We start from the raw sequence: 16196 nt of genomic DNA, 5'->3' as shown, positions 1-16196 counted from the left end.
ACTCTGAAGTATCGTCCTTGGTATCCAAGGAAGCCTTTTGAAAGCTTGACTGATGCCAGAAAATGGGTTGAGGACTTTGTTAATTGGTATAATCATGAGCACCGTCATAGTAACCTGGCATATGTGACTCCCAATGATCGGCATACTGGCCGGGCCAAGGAAATCCTGGCAAAACGCCAAGTGGTTTATCAAAGAGCAAAAATGGCAAAACCTGAAAGATGGTCAGGTCGTACCAGAAATTGGAGCGCACCGACTGAAGTTACCTTGAATAAAAAAAGAACATCTAACACAGAAAAAAAAGCGGCTTAGATGCGACATCTTTCTTGACATCTACCGTCAATGTCCACACGAAAGGAAACAATATCTCCGGCCTGCTTGTCTGCAGTTCCCGAGGTGATGGTCTTGGTCAGGTCTATTTGTGGCTCGCCCACTGTAATACTGGTTTCATCACTGATGGGGTCTGCGTCATCATCTGTTCCTGGGGTTTTATGCTGGAACTTGATATTGTTTTTTAAGGTTGTGCCATTCTGATTGGGGAGCACATTGGCTACTCGGGCCTCATATTTCAGAGTCAGAGTACGCTCATCAGTATTATCATTTCTCAGTCTCCCAAAATCAGCTGTCAGGGTTTGCCCATCCTGGCTGAATTCTGCAGGCTGAGTGTCAACCAAGATTTCGTTATAAGTAATACCCAAACTTCCGGTTATATATTCCAGTCCAGCATCCAGTTCATCAACCACTTTGGCAGAAGAAGTATCAAAGCCACCAGGAATGGTGAGTTCACCCTGATATTCAATTGTTTCTCCAATGGCATAACGGGTTTGGGGGTTAAGTACGGTTTTGTTCAGACTGGCAGTGCCGTAAAATACGGTTGCAGAGCCAGTATTTATATTATTGTTTACGGAGGGATATTCTTCGTCATAGATGCGCTCACCTGTTTCTGTCCCAGGATCTCCAGGTGAAGCATCATTTGTTCCTTTAGCGCCGGGAAGACTGGTCCAGGTGGCTTGAGCTGTATTATTAATGCTCTCACCGGCATTTCCTGCCTCCGCATCAGCAGTAAAGGTTATTTCCAGACGGCCTCCAACCGGGAACACATCTATGTTGAATAACACAGTATTGCCGCTGGAGTTATTCTCAACCCCTGTTACACCGTTTTCAGAACTGGAGCCGACATTACTCAAGTTGCTGTATCCGGCAGGCAACTGATCTTTGATTTCCAGGTCATATCCTGTTGCTGTGCCCTCATTGGTTACAGTCAAAGTAAAGGTGGTTGTCCCTCCGGAAGGCGGCAGTGTTGTGGGTGCTGCTGATTTTTCAATTTTGATGTCTGCTTCAGCCACTTTAACGGTTTTCTCAACCGGGGTAAGCTCCACAGGCCGGTTCAGGGCATTCAGGAAGGCCACAGTGGCATTGTTGCTCAATTCGGTCCCGGCATGAACCCCAGCAATATTGGCCACAACAGCATCATATCTGAATGTGTACTGCGCTTCACCATCGGCATCAGAGTTGGTGACATTGCCAAGATAAAGCCATAGTTTGCTGTCATCTCCCGGATCATCCAGAAACACATCTGTGTCATCAGTCAGTGATACTAATTCATCCTCCGTAGATGAATTGATGCTGCCAGGATTCCATGCAGAACTAAGTAATGTATTGCTGCGCTTGAGCTCTGCGCTATTCTGTACGTAAGTCAGGCCCTTGGGCAGGGTGTCTTCAATAAAGACTTCCTTAGTCAGCCCGGCTGGCATTTTTACTTGAAACTCAAAAGTCACCACCTCTCCGATGAGCAGCTTGTCGCTATCGCTCCCTTCAGATTTGGCAACAATGCTTTTTGCCATGCCCGAAGGATTAACCGGTGAAGGATCATCTCCCGGCTGCACAGGGATAAGGGTGGGTGTATCGTCATCAGAAGGGACATCATCCAACTCTTCACTGCTGACTACTGCTGTATTGGAGATGACGGTCCCCTCTGGAATATCACTGTTAATTGTCACCCGGAAACTCACGGTCACGCTCTGGCCGGGATTAAGAGTGCCAATATTTACTGACACAGGATCTTCAGTGACCACAGCACCCAGGCTGGTAAATACCGAGCCAGGGACAATAGTTGTATAAGCTGGAATATCATCATTCAGACGTACATTTGATGCTGCTCCTGAGCCCGTATTGACCAGGGTCATCCGGTACTCCAGCGTATCGCCTGGATTGGCAACACCAGTACCCCCTTGATCCACAGCCAGAAAGACCCGCTTCTGCAGCTTCAAATCAGGAGACGCGCCTCCTGCTGTAATGGACGTGGGCTGATTGCCGTCATAAGGGTTGCCGTTTCCGTCAGTCAGCGTACTTCCATCATCCCATGAAGCAGTTCCCTGGTTTACATAGGTTTGGCTCTCACCGCTGACTGTTGCGATGGTCACATCAAAACGTATTTTAAGAGATTGACCTGGTTCCAGATCGCTCAGATCGCTCCAGGCCAGATCTTGTCCATTCACAGTAACATTGCTGGATGGGACTGCGCTGCCATCAATATAGGTCAGACCGCCTGGTATTGTATCCTTAAATTCCAGCCCAGTCAGGATTTCATTTCCCCAGTTATGCAGGACAATGGTGTAGCGCAAAGTGTCACCTTGGTCGATGATGCTGTTTCCATTCTCATCACTAAGCCATGATACGGTTTTTTCAGCGTACAATGGCTCCTGAAGTTCAGGGTATCCGCCAACAGGTACATCAGTAGGCTGGAATCCATTGTCCGGGATGCCGTCCGCGTCCGTAGGCGTGGGCACGGTCTGATCGGAATCCACCAGACCCTGGTTGGTGATGACCGTGCCGGCTGGCGTATCTGCGTTTACCGTAACCCGGAAGGTGATGGTCGCTGCTTCTGCCCCCAGCGTTCCCACTTCAGCTCTAACCTTCACTGGGTCGCCGTCCACCGAGATCGTGCCGGATGTGGTCGTGGCGGAGTCCGCTACATAGGTAGTATGGGCTGGAATCGAATCTTCCAGAACCACATTGCTAACCTCTTGCCCACTCTGGTTGGTCAGGACGATGGTGTATTCCAGGGTATCGCCGGAAACAACGTCGCCCTCACCCACCCTGGACACCGTCTTGACCGGATAGATAAAGGCCGTTGTCCCGGGCGTAACGGTAGCGGATGCGGTGACACGGTAATCATTGAGCGTATCCTCTTCATTCAGAGGCCCGGTACGTCCGCTGTCCGCGGCCCCCGTGGCATCCTGTCTGCTGGCAAAGGTACCGGTGATGGTGTTCTCCAGGGGCTCGCCCACCACTGCGTCCAGATCAACAGTGACTCTATAGCTGAAGGTCTTGCTGCTGCCATTTTGGATGGTCCCGAGGTCAAAGACCAGAGCGGCTGGGTCATCTGCATTTACAGTCGCGCCTGTTGTTGAGTCGCTAATATACGTCAATCCAGAGGGAATCAGATCAGTCAATTCAACTTTATACGCATCAGCGGCACTGCCCTCCGCATGACTGACCACAACCTCGTAGGTCACGGTGTTGCCCAGGGCCGGAGACGTGGTATCCGGCGTCTTGACTATCTGCAGGACCGGTTCGACAACCGTGACCTCCAGCGTGTGTGTTGCGCCATCAGGGGCAGTGTCGCTGGTGACCTTGGCTGTATTGGGCAGTTTATCTTGATTCTGATTGCCCTCAATGTTTTTGATCCGTGCCTTGATTGGTATAGTGAAATGTCTATTTGCACTATCTGTATCTGGTGGAACAGTTACATTCCCCATTTCGATAGTTATTATGCCATCCGGGTTCTGAGTGGCAGATCCATCTCCAGTATAGCTGATGCTTTGGTCGGCGATGATCGTTCCCATTTCAACAAACGCCAATCCATCCGGCAGCGTGTCGATCACGACGACATTATCCGTCACACCGGGCAGCAGGGAGACCTTGAGGTCGAACTGCACTTCATCGCCAATGGCCAAGCTGGAGGAAAACCCATCAGACACGGTCTTTTGGATGGCGAGCGTGGCATCCAGGACAAGATCGCGGCTGGTGGTTTTGCCGTAATTGTTCAGCTTCGTTTCATCGGCGTCATCCAGCACGTCCGTTCCATTTCGGCCTGTCCCATCAGACAAACTGTTGTACTCAGCATCAACCTCATTGGTCAGGGTCGCGCCCGTGGGAGCCTGGTCGATGACCGTGGCATTGTAGGTGATGGTCAGCGCGGTGTTGGGCGGTAGGTTGAAAAAGGGCCAAGTCAGGGTGTTGTTGGGTTCTGTCTGGATGGCGTCAGCAGCTGTCAAGGCACCGCCTTCACCTTCGCTCTTGACTACGCTGTTGTCCGGATTGGTCACTCCAATGGCGGTAAAAAAAGGCCCGGCCCCATTATTTGCTCCCAGCAACCCATCCGGCAAAACGTCCTTCAATTCCATCCGGTAGGCAGTGGCATGGGCATCAGTGTTTTGCACAACAAGCTGGTATGTGACCTCGCTCCCGGCAGTGGCCGGGGTGCCCGCGGTGATTGTTTTTTCCAGTTCAAGTTTGGGTTCACGAACGTTGATGGTTGCCGTGTCAGATGGGTATGGTTCTTTTGCACCATCATAAGTCAGGGTGGCGGTATTAGTCAGGGGCGTGTTGCGCTGGTTGGCCAGGATGTTCTCCACCTGGACCTGGTATTGGATTTCGATATTCTGGCTGGCCGTTCCGTTGTTTTGGACCGTGCCGAAGTCAAATTTAAGTGGATCGGTCCCGGCTCCGGGGGTTGTGGACGGTGTTTCAGAGGCTGTAAAATTGGAACCCGGCAGGGTGATAACAATCTCTTGGCCGGTGTACGAAAGGCCGGTCGGCAGATTGTCTTCAATTTTGAAATTGCCTGTCTGACCCACTGGCACGGGAATGGTCAGGGTGACGGTGGTGATCTCGCCGATTTGCAGAGAATCGTCCTCAACTGCTTTGGTTACAGTCGGCCGGTCGGCGGTTACTTTAGCGTTCTTGGTTGCAGTCAGATTGTTGACCTCGCCAGATCCTGTCCGCTCACCGGTTTCGCTGCCTGGTTCGCCAGGTGCGGCATCGTCAGTGCCCTTGTCCCCCGGCAGGCTGGTGCCCTGAACTTCAGCCGTGTTGGTCACCACTTCCTCAAATTCAACTTCCGGATCAAGCGTGGCCTTGTAGACGACCGTGATGGTTTCGCCCGGGGCGAGATACCGTTGGTCGGCATCCAAGCAAGACATGTTCATGGCAAGGGCTTGTCCTGCAAAGCTGCCGCACGTGGTAATGTTGGTTCCTTCTCCACGACTCAGCGTCGCGCTGGTCAAAGTTGGTGTTTCAAAGCGATCAGGCAAGGTGTCTGCAATCGTTACCTCCCAGGCCTGGGTCACATTGGTGATGCTTGGATTGCTCACAACAACGGTAAAAGTAATTTCGTCGCCCCCGCTGGCCGTTGTGGGGTTGGCGGTCTTGGTAATCTCCAGATTTGGTTCGACAATGGTTACGGCATGGGTTGCCGTCTGCGACTGCGGGTTATTAGCGTTATTCAAATAATTGAGAGCGGCGGTATTGGTCTTGGAATCACCGCGGTTGTTGGCAGAGGTATTCATCACCAGGGCGTCCAAGGTGATGATGATTTGGGCCTCTTCAGTGTGGTTGTTCTGGATGTTGCCAACATCGAATTGAAGTTTTTGGTTGGCCCACTCGGGGGTGATGAGAGTATTTTCCGTAGGCAAGGTACCGCCATCGGCAACTCCGTTAATCTGATTGCCTTTCTGAACAGTGACACCGGCTACGGACGCTCGAATTTTAGCCGTCCCAGCTAAAAATTCCTGCCCGGCCGGCAGGGTGTCGGTAAAAATGGCGCTGTCCGCTGGGCTGCGGGTCTGTCCGCTGGGGAGTGTGTAGGTGATCTGGTAGGTGATGACCTCGCCGATGGCGACGTTGTTTCCAGTAGTCCAGGCCTCCTCGGATTTGGCGGTGATGCTTTTGGCCACGGTGGAGGCTTTCACTATGGGCTCAGCTGTATCTGTGTTCTCAGTCTTACGCCTGTCATCCACATCGCCATCCTGGCTATAACCCTCGACTTTAGCTGTATTGGTGAAGGTCGAGCCGGTCACCACGTCATCACGGACCTTGGCGGTGAAGGTGAATGTTCTGCTTTGGTCAGGTTCAAGCCTAGATCCAGCTTCTGACTCATAAGTGACCGTGTCTTTGGCGGTGTCAAACGCGAATGTGAAACCAGTCAGGTCGTCAGTAGTGTCGGTGATAGGGTCTGGAGGAGTTAGATCAAATAAATCGTTGCCGTCACCATCGTTAAGCACATCCGTGATCACGATATCAAACGCCGGTGCTGTGCCAGTGTTTTCCAGCCTAAGAGTGATGGTCACGAGATCGCCGGCTTGCAGGTCGCTAGACGGGTTGAAGCTCTTGGAAATGTCAAGTACGGGCTCGCCAAAATTAATATCGTCTCTGTCTGTGATGTCCGGTCCTGTTCTGCCGGTGTAGTCCAAGCTGACGTTGTTGGTCTTGGCCTGAAGAGATGTGGTAGCGGAGTTGGCCAAAGTGTCAAGCACTTTGGCATTATATGTTATTTTGAAGCTGTTGCCCTCACTACCTTCTGTTCCGGTTGCTACCGTGTTACCGGCGAAGGTGATGGTCAGTTCTTGTCCATCAACACCTACTGTCGGGCTTGTGCTTACGGTGCCAACAAAGCCGATGTCGTCAACGATCACCGAGTTGTCTTGGTACTCAAACCCCGCGGGCAAGATATCCTCGATGACCAGACCCGGAGTCGTGCCCTCGGGCAGGGTCACGGTCAGTTGGTATGTGACCACATCCCCGGGCACCACGCTGCTGCCAGCCGGGCCTGGGTCAATACTGATAGAAGTCTTGCTAAGCGCCGGCTCAGCAATACTTATACTGGCATCATCCTGGATATCGGCGAAGGATTCCGCCGCACCCGCCAGGGCCTTCCAGTTGGCGGTGGCGGTGTTGACGATCTCTGCCCGCGGGTTGACGCTGGTGGCGATATCACAGTCATAACTAATCACGGCGCGGCCATTCTCGTGAATGGACTCCAGCACCAACGGATCGCCCGAATCGAACAGGTCGCCACCCGTGACGCTGGCACCACTCACATTGACATTGCCACAATTAACCAGGCCGGCGGGTTGGTCGTCCCAAACCGCAATATCAAACGCCGGCGCACTGCCGACATTGTCCAGCGTGATCACAAAACTCACCCGGTCGCCGGCATCGGCATCGAGCAGGTTGCTGTCGACCGGATCACCCACGGAGTCCGGATCGAGGCTGCTGCTAGTATTCGTGGTGCTGGCAACCCCCTTGGTGATCTCAAGCTCGGGTTCTTCCAGGGTAATCTGGACAATGCCCTCAGCGGTGGTCGCATCCTCGCTGGTATTACTCTCGCGAGCCTCGGCCTGGTTGGTCAGCAACAGACCATCGGCAAAGGGGGAATCACTGACGGTGACGGTCAGCAGAATATCAACCGTCTTGGCCCCATCCGGAACGCTCGAGTCGGTTTCAAAATCGCCCCAGTCCAGACGCAGGAAATTGCCACTGGTGTTGGTGGAGAGATCGGGCACCCGCCCGCCATTCAGTGGCAGGTTGAGTTCATTGTCTTGAAGAAAATTGCGGAAAGTATCATCCGGGCCAAACTTGACGCTGCCGGCCGGCGGCGCATCGGCCGAGACCTCATCAACAAAAGTATCCAGCTCGGAGGCCGCGAAAACCGGCAACGGCAGATAGTCGATCAGCGCAAACTGCTCAAAATTGTGCGTAGGCAGGTTATAGGTCAGGCGATAGGTCACGGTATCGCCCGGCCGAACGGTGAAAGGACTGCTCGGCACTGCGCCATTGACCCGATAAACATCTTTGGTAAGAGTTCCAACCGGCAGGGTCACCGAATCGCCATCGGCACTGCTTTGGTTAGAGCCGGTAGGCGTCAGTGGCAGGTCTTCCAGCACCCGCGCATCCAGAGTGGCGGTGTTGCTGACGGTATCGCCCTGCACTACGGCCTGGTTGCCCGAGGGGAAGTTATCGCTGAAGAACTCCTGAATTTCGGCGTAGAACACCACGGTAATCACACTGGCGGTTGAAGCGTCCTCCAGCTGCGCATTACCCTCACGGTTGCAGTCGGCCACATCATTGGCGCCGGTGCCAGCCGGGAAACAGCCGCCCAAGATTCGGCCGAAGCCGGCGGGATCGCGACGGATCAGTTCTTGAGAAACATCAAAAACGATCTCAGTGGTGCCAGCCTGAGAAGCGTCACCGGAGTCGTCATTACCAAAGGCACTGAATTGGTCGTTGATGACATAGTTGTCAGCGTCAAACTCCTCTGCGGCCAAGGTGCCCTGGTGGCCGGAGAGCGCCAGCGTCGGAACGCGAGTGCCATCAGTAAACCAGCGGTGACCATCACCCAGAATGTCATCAATGACCAGTTGGTCGAAGGCAAAATAGTCCGAGACCCGGATTCGCAGCGTGTAGCGGACGATTTCGCCTGGCTTTGGTGCGACATCGCCTACCATTGAAGCCGTTTTTGTGAGCTGTAAGGCGATGTCCTGACGAGTGACATTGTCTTGCGCCAGCGTAAACTCAACGCCGTCATCGCGTGGATCAATCGGATTGGCCCAGTCGCCCTCCACCGTGACTTCATTGGGTTGAGAGGTCTGGCCGGCAGCGGTGTCTCTGGGTATGGTCGGCTCCAGCTCAAAGTCGGCCTCCGGTACGAAATAGCTGATCGACAGCGTCACTACGCCGGTCACCCCGTCGGGCAGTTCAACCCGTACCTGATTATTGGTCAGCCCGACCACTTCACCAGTCACCGGTTCTGTCACCACGGTGCCCTGGCTGGCGGTGCTGCTGATGTACACCACGTCCGAGGGGAGCGTATCGGTGATCACCAGCTCATTGATCACCTGGTCGGGGGCGATCTCTATGGTAATCTTATACTGGCGGGGGTAGTTGGCGCCGGTCAGGCCGCCTTGGGCGGTTTTCTCCAGGGTGATGATTTGGGGAGTGACAGGCTGGCTGGTTGTCCAGTCAGAGCTGTCAGTGTCAGACTGACTGAGAATACTCGGGTCGGTGGTTGGATTGTCCAAGGGGTCTTTGCCGAACTGGAAGCCGGCCCTGGCCTGGATGTTCAAGGCCTCCCCCACATCGGCCAGTTCGCTTACATCAGCATTAACCGTAATTCGGGCAGGTGGCTGGTTGGGTACAAACGACCCAAAAGGCAACCGGATCACAACCAGGGTGTCTCCGGCTTGCCCGCAGACCTCAACTGGATCACCGTCAGTATTCTTGGCCAGGGGATGATCAACACACCCGGTGCTGGGAGTGAGATCTTCCTCCTGCCAGTCGTCAGGCACGGGAAAAGTCAGCTCGATGATGTCGCTAGGTGGTATGGATAAGCCGCTGTAGTCAGCGTTATAAAAAAATATACCATCCCTTTTGTATGAATCCGAGTTATCGTCACCCAACTCAGGTTGACCGTCTTTTCCCCGGGAAGGCAGAATGATATCGACAAATGGGCCGTAGCCGACGGCACCTCCGGTATTGTCAAAAACCACATCAAATGACAGCTGGCTGCCAATAAACGGAGTGGTGTTGGGCACGTTCAGCGTGACATCCGGCCCAGGCGCGGCCCAGCTTGTCATGGCTATAAGGGCAAACAATATTGTCAGAATGGCTCTAAATACTGTATTCATGTACTTCTCCCAAACTCTTGAAATTATTTGCTGAATTTTTTTTATACATGCCTTCGGCATGATTATGGTCAGTGTCTCACTTTCATTGGCACAGAGGGTTTACAGGGCATAATACTCAAGACATGTGTCTGCAGTTCATGGACTGTAACAGTGATGCTCTAAATTTTTTCTACTACTATGCCCGTTTTTTTTTGATTGTCTATTACCTTGGGGAATGATTTTTTGCAGGGAGTTTGTCACCCTAAAGGGTGACTTAAGGGGAGTGATTGATGTGTACCTTTGGTAGTATTATTTAATAATAATGAAATAATTCTAATGGTTTAGCTTGTTTAGCATGTGGCATGGGGTCATGCTCTGTATAAAGGGAGGATGGCATTAAGCGACCTTGTGCAGCTTGCAGCTTAGATAGAGTTTGGCTGGTGACAATTCCAGGCCATGAGGCCAGCTTAGAGCTCCAAAGTCTACAAAGAAACGTTGAAAAAAGAGCTCATCATTTAATGGTTTCAGTAAAGGACCGCTTCTTTTTAAAAGAGATTCTCCGTCAAAAATTCCGGTCATTCCATCAGAAAATGACAGCTCAACCTGGTAGTCGCCAATATACCTGGCCTGAATAATTTTAATCATCAAAGTCAGCTCCCTGTATATGTTCCAATGGTTCAAAACGCTGTGCCCTTTCCCAGTTTTCAAGCAGTTCAGCCTGATGTACAAGACACCATTCTTTAACAATTCTTGCTGCTTTATTCGGGAGGTATCCAACGGTTATGGTGCCTGTTTTGATTTCAATCAAGGCCTCAAATAAATAACAACCCGGTTTCTACCTTCTTTTTTTGCCTGATACAGCTTTTCATCCGCACAGTTTACCAGAACATCAATATCCTGTGACTCCACTTCTGACATGGCTGCAACTCCCATGCTGGCTGTAAGCCTGATTCCCTTGACAAATAAATGATCAGCCATGGCCTGCCTGATTCGTTCTGCTACCCTGGCAGCCTGTGCAGCGCCTGTTTCAGGCAGCTGAAGGATAAACTCTTCACCGCCCCATCTGGCCACAGCATCCTGTTTTCTGGCACAGCTTTTAAGAATGATAGCTGTCTGTTTCAGGACATCATCGCCTGCATTGTGCCCATACTGGTCATTGATCCTTTTGAAGTGATCAATATCCAGCAGGATTACACTGAAGTCCCTCTGATAGCGCTGATATTGGATCACTTCTCTTTCGACAATCTCAAGGAACCTGTGGCGGTTCATGATTCGCGTAAGCTTATCAGTGCAGGCCAGGTGGTTAAGCTGTTTTTGTTTTCGGTCATAGATCCAGACTGAAATGAAAAAAAGCATGAAGAATAGAGTCACAAAGAGCCATTCCCGAAAAAATGTCTGAAAACCAAATATCCTGGCAGTTTTGGCCTGATAAATCCCTATCAGGTAGGCTACATGTTCGTGGGAAAGATTTTCTATGGATAGAAATGCTACCATATAATCAACATCATTATAGCTGACAACGGTATTAAAACTTTTCAGAGCGTTTATCTGGCTTTGATTTGTCCGGACTATATCTTCAACTATCCGGGAATATGTAGTGTAGTTTTCAGTACTCAGGCTGTCCTGATAGATTTGAAAGACTTCCTTATCCAGCATGTAGGAGGGGAAAAAAGGTGCTGGTGTATAATTGATCTGTTCCACATCAAATACAACTGATTCAACCATATCTTTACAGAGGACAAATTTCAGGGCTGTGCTTGGATACAGACTTGCCATGACTTTCATTATGGAGGCCATGGATATGGATATTTCCACAGAACCCAGATGGTGGTCATCCTTAAACAGAGGAAATACGGAGCGGTATCCATTGAAAATCCGGCCTTCTTCAAATCCGGTTATATAGCGCCTTTCCTGGTCAGCTATTCTAATGGTATCCCGGACAGTTAGAAGGTTATCTCCATACTGGTGGGGAGCATGAAGGCGCAGGAAGCTGTCACCTCCTGGAAGGATAAAATGAAGCTGTCGAAAATTATATTTCTGAAGAAGCTGATATTGTTCTATAAGCAGGTCATACAGGTCCCAGCGTAAACTCTGGAGCTGTTCATCATTGCTCTGAGTGGCAATAGCCATTAAGTCCAGGACCTTGTCAGTGTTGATATCGTTGTAAAAAATATATTCTGTAAAGGTTTCATACATTTCAAGTGTTGTAAAAACCTTGGACTTGAAAGAGTCCAGTTCTGCAGACATATAGGAGTTCTTTTTTTCATTGTAATTGGCCTTGAGGAAAAAGCTCAGGAATGCCCAGATGCTCAGACCAAGCAGGATCAGGATTAAAATGCGCTTATTCTCGCGCAATGTGTTGGAAAAATAATGCATCGTGCCTCCAGGGGGCATAATATTTCTTTCAGCTCAAGCTGTTCAGCAGGGTTTGGGCCTCAAAGATTCGACTGCAAAAACCCTTTTTTGCAGTCGCAGGAGTCAGGAGACAGGGGTCAGCCTCCGGCCCATAGGGGCCTACGCCTCGGAGGGGAGTCAGTAAAAACAAAGAGTTATGAAGATACTTTTTGCCGAGTCACCTGATTTCCTGGCTTTTTGCAGGGAAATCCTCAAAGGATTGACAAAGGTTCAGTATGTGATCAGGGTTTCAGCCATGCACTGCAAAACATTTAAGCAAATACCCGGACTTGATTTCTTCCCTGTTTTTTAGCATCATAAAGCATCTTGTCAGCACAAGTAATCATTTCTTCAAGGCTGCCCGTCAGGGAGGGGCAAACACCTATACTCACTGTAACTTTAATGTTATGGTTATCAAAGTTAATAACCGCCCCTTCAATGGATGAGCGAATTTTTTCAAAGACTTTTCTTGCCCCTTCACCGTCCATTCCTGCACAGGCTATACAGTATTCTTCGCCTCCAAACCTGGCTACCAGATCAGATTCACGAACACAGGACAGGATTGACTGACCAACAAAGCGAATTACTTCATCACCTGCGTCATGTCCGAACTGGTCATTGCACTTCTTGAAGTAATCAATATCCATCATGGCGATAACCAGTCCCCTGTTGTCGCGCCTGGTCTGTTTAAGCATTTTGTCAGCCATGGCAAAAAAGTATCTGCGATTATAGAGCCCGGTTAGAAAATCTCTTTCAGCCATATCTCTGATGGTTTTAATATGCTCTGCAATTTCAATATTATGCCTGACACGGCAGTATAATTCTTCAGTAATAAACGGCTTATGTAGATAGTCATTGGCCCCGGCCTTGAGAAAATAAGCTGAAGTGGTGGCATTGTCGACACCTGACAGTCCTATTATGGGAAGCCTGGCTTTGGAGTGGCTGCGGCGTATTTGTTTAACCAGGTCTACCCCGTTCAACCTGGGCATATTGTAGTCAGTAATGAGCATACAGACGTCAGGTTCCTGCTTCAGTATTGCTAATGCGTCCTGACCGTCAACAGCTTCAAGCACGGTGAAGTTCCAGACTTCAAGTAAATTTTTAACAATCTTGCGGCATGTAAAGGAGTCATCTGCCACCAGAACCTTCATGCCCATATTTTTTTGAAGGCGTTTGATTGTTTCCATAACCTGTACAACATTTTCCTGATTTTCCTTAAGCACATAGTCTACGATTTTTTTGGACCACATACGTTCGCGGAGTTTATCAGACAATGTTGCAGTAAAAACAACCGAGGGTATTTCATATCCCACCACAAGGTCGACAACCTCTCCGTTGGGAGCATCAGGCAGGTGCAGATCAAGAAGAGCTGCAAAAAAAGTATGAGCATTTGTTTCTAAAACTTCTTCAGCTTCTCGCAACCCGGTGCACATTACAGGTTCGATTTTTAGATGTTCCCTGACAGCAACCTGCAGAATAAATGAAAGGAAGCTGCTGTCCTCCACAATCAGGACCCCTTTGCTTCCTCTGTGTACAGCTGATTGAATATTTTTCACATAAAACCTCAAATATACTCTGTCTTAAGCCAGCTTCAGCGTGTGCACATGTTTCTGAGCCCGTCACCCGTCACATGCCTGATATGTCTAACGCGGGCTGTACCCGCAACCCAAAAAAAGATATTTTAACCGCCCGTTCGAAGACTCACTTAAGACGCAAAGGGCGCAAAGGAAGAAAGAAGTTTTTTCATTTGCCGGGGAACGGCAAATGAAAAAGCAGCCTTTTTGAAAACCGATGACCGGTTTTCAAAAAAATATCTTCTTTATTGTCTTTAACTTTGAGTCCTTTGCCTGCCCAGTTGAATTGCTCGAAGAGCAAGCCCGAAGGGCATTCAACCGGGGCCCCTTTGCGGTTCAAATTTTCTTTTTTTTTATGACAGGGTTTCAAGAGTAAGTTACTAAAGAGACTTTTGCCAGGTTAATACCCGTACAAGCAAGATGTACAGATTCGTCAATATTTTCATTACCGCTTCAATGAACTTATTTTTTTGCCTGAAGTTTTTTATGAATTCAATTGACTTTTGGTATGATTTTTTTTTATGTTTTCATCATACCAAAGGGTGACTGGCATTTTTTGGGATCTGGATAAATTTTAATCTGCTGTCGGGCCAAGCGACCTGAAACAGGATGTAGAGTGCAACATGTATCTGTCTGGTTTAACCGTAAACAAAGTTCTCATTGCAGATGACTGTGAACTTAACAGACAGCTACTGACGTTTTTTTTGGAGAAGCTGAATATAAATGTAATGTCAGCTTCCAATGGGTTAGAAGCTTTAGAGCTTACAAAGAAACACTCTTTTGACCTTATTTTGATGGATATAAGAATGCCCAAAATGTCAGGAGATGATGCTGCAGAAAAGATCAGAAATCTGAAGTCTGCAACTAGAAGCAACGTCCCCATAATTGGAATGACCAGCTTAGAATCAAATGATACAAATTTTTCTTTACCCGGTGAATTTGATGAGTGTTTGAATAAGCCACTGAATCAAAAAGCTCTTCATCAAGTGCTAACAAAATATTTTGGATCGCCTGGTTCAGGTGGACAGGAAGCTGATATCAAAAAGGACGGGAAAGATTCAAATGATCTGCATCAAACAGATACATTTCTGGATCGCGAGGCAATTGTTAAGGATTACAAGGGCCATGTTCATGTATGGAAAGAGCTTGCCCTGTCTCATTTATCTGATATGTCGGAAAATTTGAACAGAATTGAAAGTTTGATTCAAAGTGACGACTGCGACTCAATTGCTTTTGTTGCTCATAAAATGAAAGGTGGGGCATCGATATTCAGGATGCCGAAATTAAGACATGAATGTCATCAGCTTGAACAGGCTTCCAAAGATCGTAATATGCAGAATATGCTTGTGATTGCTCAGGAAATTTCCAGTCACATTGAAGAGTTGAAATCCCATGTATGGAACTTCCATGATTCAAAATGATTTTCATCTACTGAAGCATAGTGTACGGATACAATAATTATGAAAAAGAATCAAAACCAGTTAAATGCAAAGTTGCGTGTTGTCCTGGCCGATGACCATCAGATAATGCGTCATGGCCTGAGCTTAATGCTCACTTTGGCTGGCGTTGAAGTGGTTGCTGAGGCTGGCAGTCCCGATGAGATATTGCAGGCAGTCAAGCACAACATGCCAGATATCATCCTTCTTGATATTGACCTGGAAAGCAGCAGTGGGCTGGACCTGATTGAACCTTTGCGGTCCATAAACCCGGAAATAAAGGTTATTGTGCTGACATCGGACCTTAAACTGTCAACTCTGCAGAAGGCTCTGGCCTGTGGTGTTGATGGCTATCAACTCAAAACAACACCTCCTGAAAATCTTATGGATGCAATGCACCAGGCAATGGACGGAAACCTTATCCTGCCTGATGGGCTTAGAACTAATGTCAAATCAAGCGCATCAGACAGTTCTTATCGAGAGGCGGAATGTCAGCTTTCTGAAAGGGAAAAGGATGTTTACAACTTGCTCAGGCAGGGTGCCACAAACTCTGACATTGCCAAGACCCTGAATATTTCAATAAACACGGTCAAGACTCATGTCAGTCGTATTATGAAGAAGTTTTCCATAAAGAGGCGGATTGATCTTATCCGGATTTAGCCATCTGATTTTATGATTATCTTCAGGGTGATTTTTTTCGGAAAATTTTTCATCTCAAGGGTGATTAATTGACAGTGATTTGTTCAATATATAATTGAAATACAGCTGACTCTAACGCGGGTTGTACCCCAACCCAAAAAAAGATATTTTAACCGCCCGTTCGCCCCTGTTGAATGGCTGCGCCTACACTTCGTGTATTCAACTCCCATTAAAAGGCCCTCTGTCAAGAGACAATACTCTCCTGTTGCAAGAAATTTTGGTTTTCTTGCTGAGGACGCGTTAGCACTTGGCCGACGAGCCGCTTAGCCGATCTTTGACATATTCCTGTTATTTCTTTTTACTGGTTGCAGCTCTTAATATGACTGCACCAAACACCCATCAGGATCTAGGCATAGTCCAGTCAGTAAATGTCTAGACAAGCCCCATTCGTCATGTCGACGACCCAGAAAATCTTCAGTTCCATGGCA

At 49.0% G+C, this 16196-nt stretch carries 8 protein-coding genes; 3 read left to right on the top strand and 5 right to left on the bottom strand.

Annotated elements, in window-relative coordinates; genetic code table 11:
• The coding region (locus tag LZ23_RS09445; RefSeq protein ID WP_157493174.1) for an integrase core domain-containing protein at positions 1-309 on the top strand (309 nt) is incomplete at its 5' end.
• Here LZ23_RS09445 and LZ23_RS09440 read toward each other — a convergent pair.
• The 5 genes from LZ23_RS09440 to LZ23_RS09415 all read right to left on the bottom strand — a co-directional run bounded on the left by LZ23_RS09440 (position 306) and on the right by LZ23_RS09415 (position 13615).
• Entirely contained in the window at positions 306-9686 is a 9381-nt protein-coding gene (locus LZ23_RS09440) for an isopeptide-forming domain-containing fimbrial protein (protein ID WP_045213628.1), read from the bottom strand. The genes LZ23_RS09445 and LZ23_RS09440 overlap by 4 nt on opposite strands.
• 375 nt (positions 9687-10061) lie before the next feature.
• On the bottom strand, positions 10062-10310 hold the full coding sequence (locus LZ23_RS09435; protein ID WP_045213626.1) for a DUF2442 domain-containing protein: 249 nt from the start codon (positions 10308-10310) through the stop codon (positions 10062-10064).
• Positions 10303-10473 carry a DUF4160 domain-containing protein gene (locus tag LZ23_RS23425; protein ID WP_084590982.1) on the bottom strand — a complete coding sequence of 57 codons (171 nt, stop codon included), beginning with the start codon at positions 10471-10473 and terminating at the stop codon, positions 10303-10305. The genes LZ23_RS09435 and LZ23_RS23425 overlap by 8 nt, the downstream gene beginning before the upstream one ends.
• Entirely contained in the window at positions 10470-12041 is a 1572-nt protein-coding gene (locus LZ23_RS22540; RefSeq protein ID WP_052507270.1) for a sensor domain-containing diguanylate cyclase, read from the bottom strand. The genes LZ23_RS23425 and LZ23_RS22540 overlap by 4 nt, the downstream gene beginning before the upstream one ends.
• Before the next feature lie 290 nt (positions 12042-12331).
• Entirely contained in the window at positions 12332-13615 is a 1284-nt protein-coding gene (locus LZ23_RS09415; protein ID WP_157493173.1) for a GGDEF domain-containing response regulator, read from the bottom strand.
• A 641-nt stretch (positions 13616-14256) separates the two neighbouring features.
• On the opposite strand from LZ23_RS09415, the gene LZ23_RS09405 reads away from it, so the two are divergent.
• Together LZ23_RS09405 and LZ23_RS09400 are read left to right on the top strand one after the other, a co-directional pair.
• Positions 14257-15054, top strand: coding sequence for a response regulator (locus LZ23_RS09405; RefSeq protein WP_045213622.1), 798 nt, complete (start codon positions 14257-14259; stop codon positions 15052-15054).
• A gap of 39 nt (positions 15055-15093) precedes the next feature.
• The gene (locus tag LZ23_RS09400; protein WP_045213620.1) at positions 15094-15729 is read left to right on the top strand and encodes a response regulator; all 636 of its coding nucleotides are present in this window, start codon (positions 15094-15096) and stop codon (positions 15727-15729) included.
• Positions 15730-16196 lie beyond the last annotated feature (467 nt).

Source organism: Desulfonatronovibrio magnus (assembly GCF_000934755.1).
Classification (GTDB): Bacteria; Desulfobacterota; Desulfovibrionia; order Desulfovibrionales; family Desulfonatronovibrionaceae; genus Desulfonatronovibrio; species Desulfonatronovibrio magnus.
The sequence above is the reverse complement of the archived record's forward strand: the minus strand, read 5'-3'. Positions and strand labels throughout refer to the sequence as shown.

Coding starts and splice junctions, on each gene's coding strand:
- LZ23_RS09440 (WP_045213628.1), bottom strand. CDS start 9,686: ATGAATACAGTATTTAGAGCCATTCTGACAATATTGTTTGCCCTTATA.
- LZ23_RS09435 (WP_045213626.1), bottom strand. CDS start 10,310: ATGATTAAAATTATTCAGGCCAGGTATATTGGCGACTACCAGGTTGAG.
- LZ23_RS22540 (WP_052507270.1), bottom strand. CDS start 12,041: ATGCATTATTTTTCCAACACATTGCGCGAGAATAAGCGCATTTTAATC.
- LZ23_RS09405 (WP_045213622.1), top strand. CDS start 14,257: ATGTATCTGTCTGGTTTAACCGTAAACAAAGTTCTCATTGCAGATGAC.
- LZ23_RS09400 (WP_045213620.1), top strand. CDS start 15,094: ATGAAAAAGAATCAAAACCAGTTAAATGCAAAGTTGCGTGTTGTCCTG.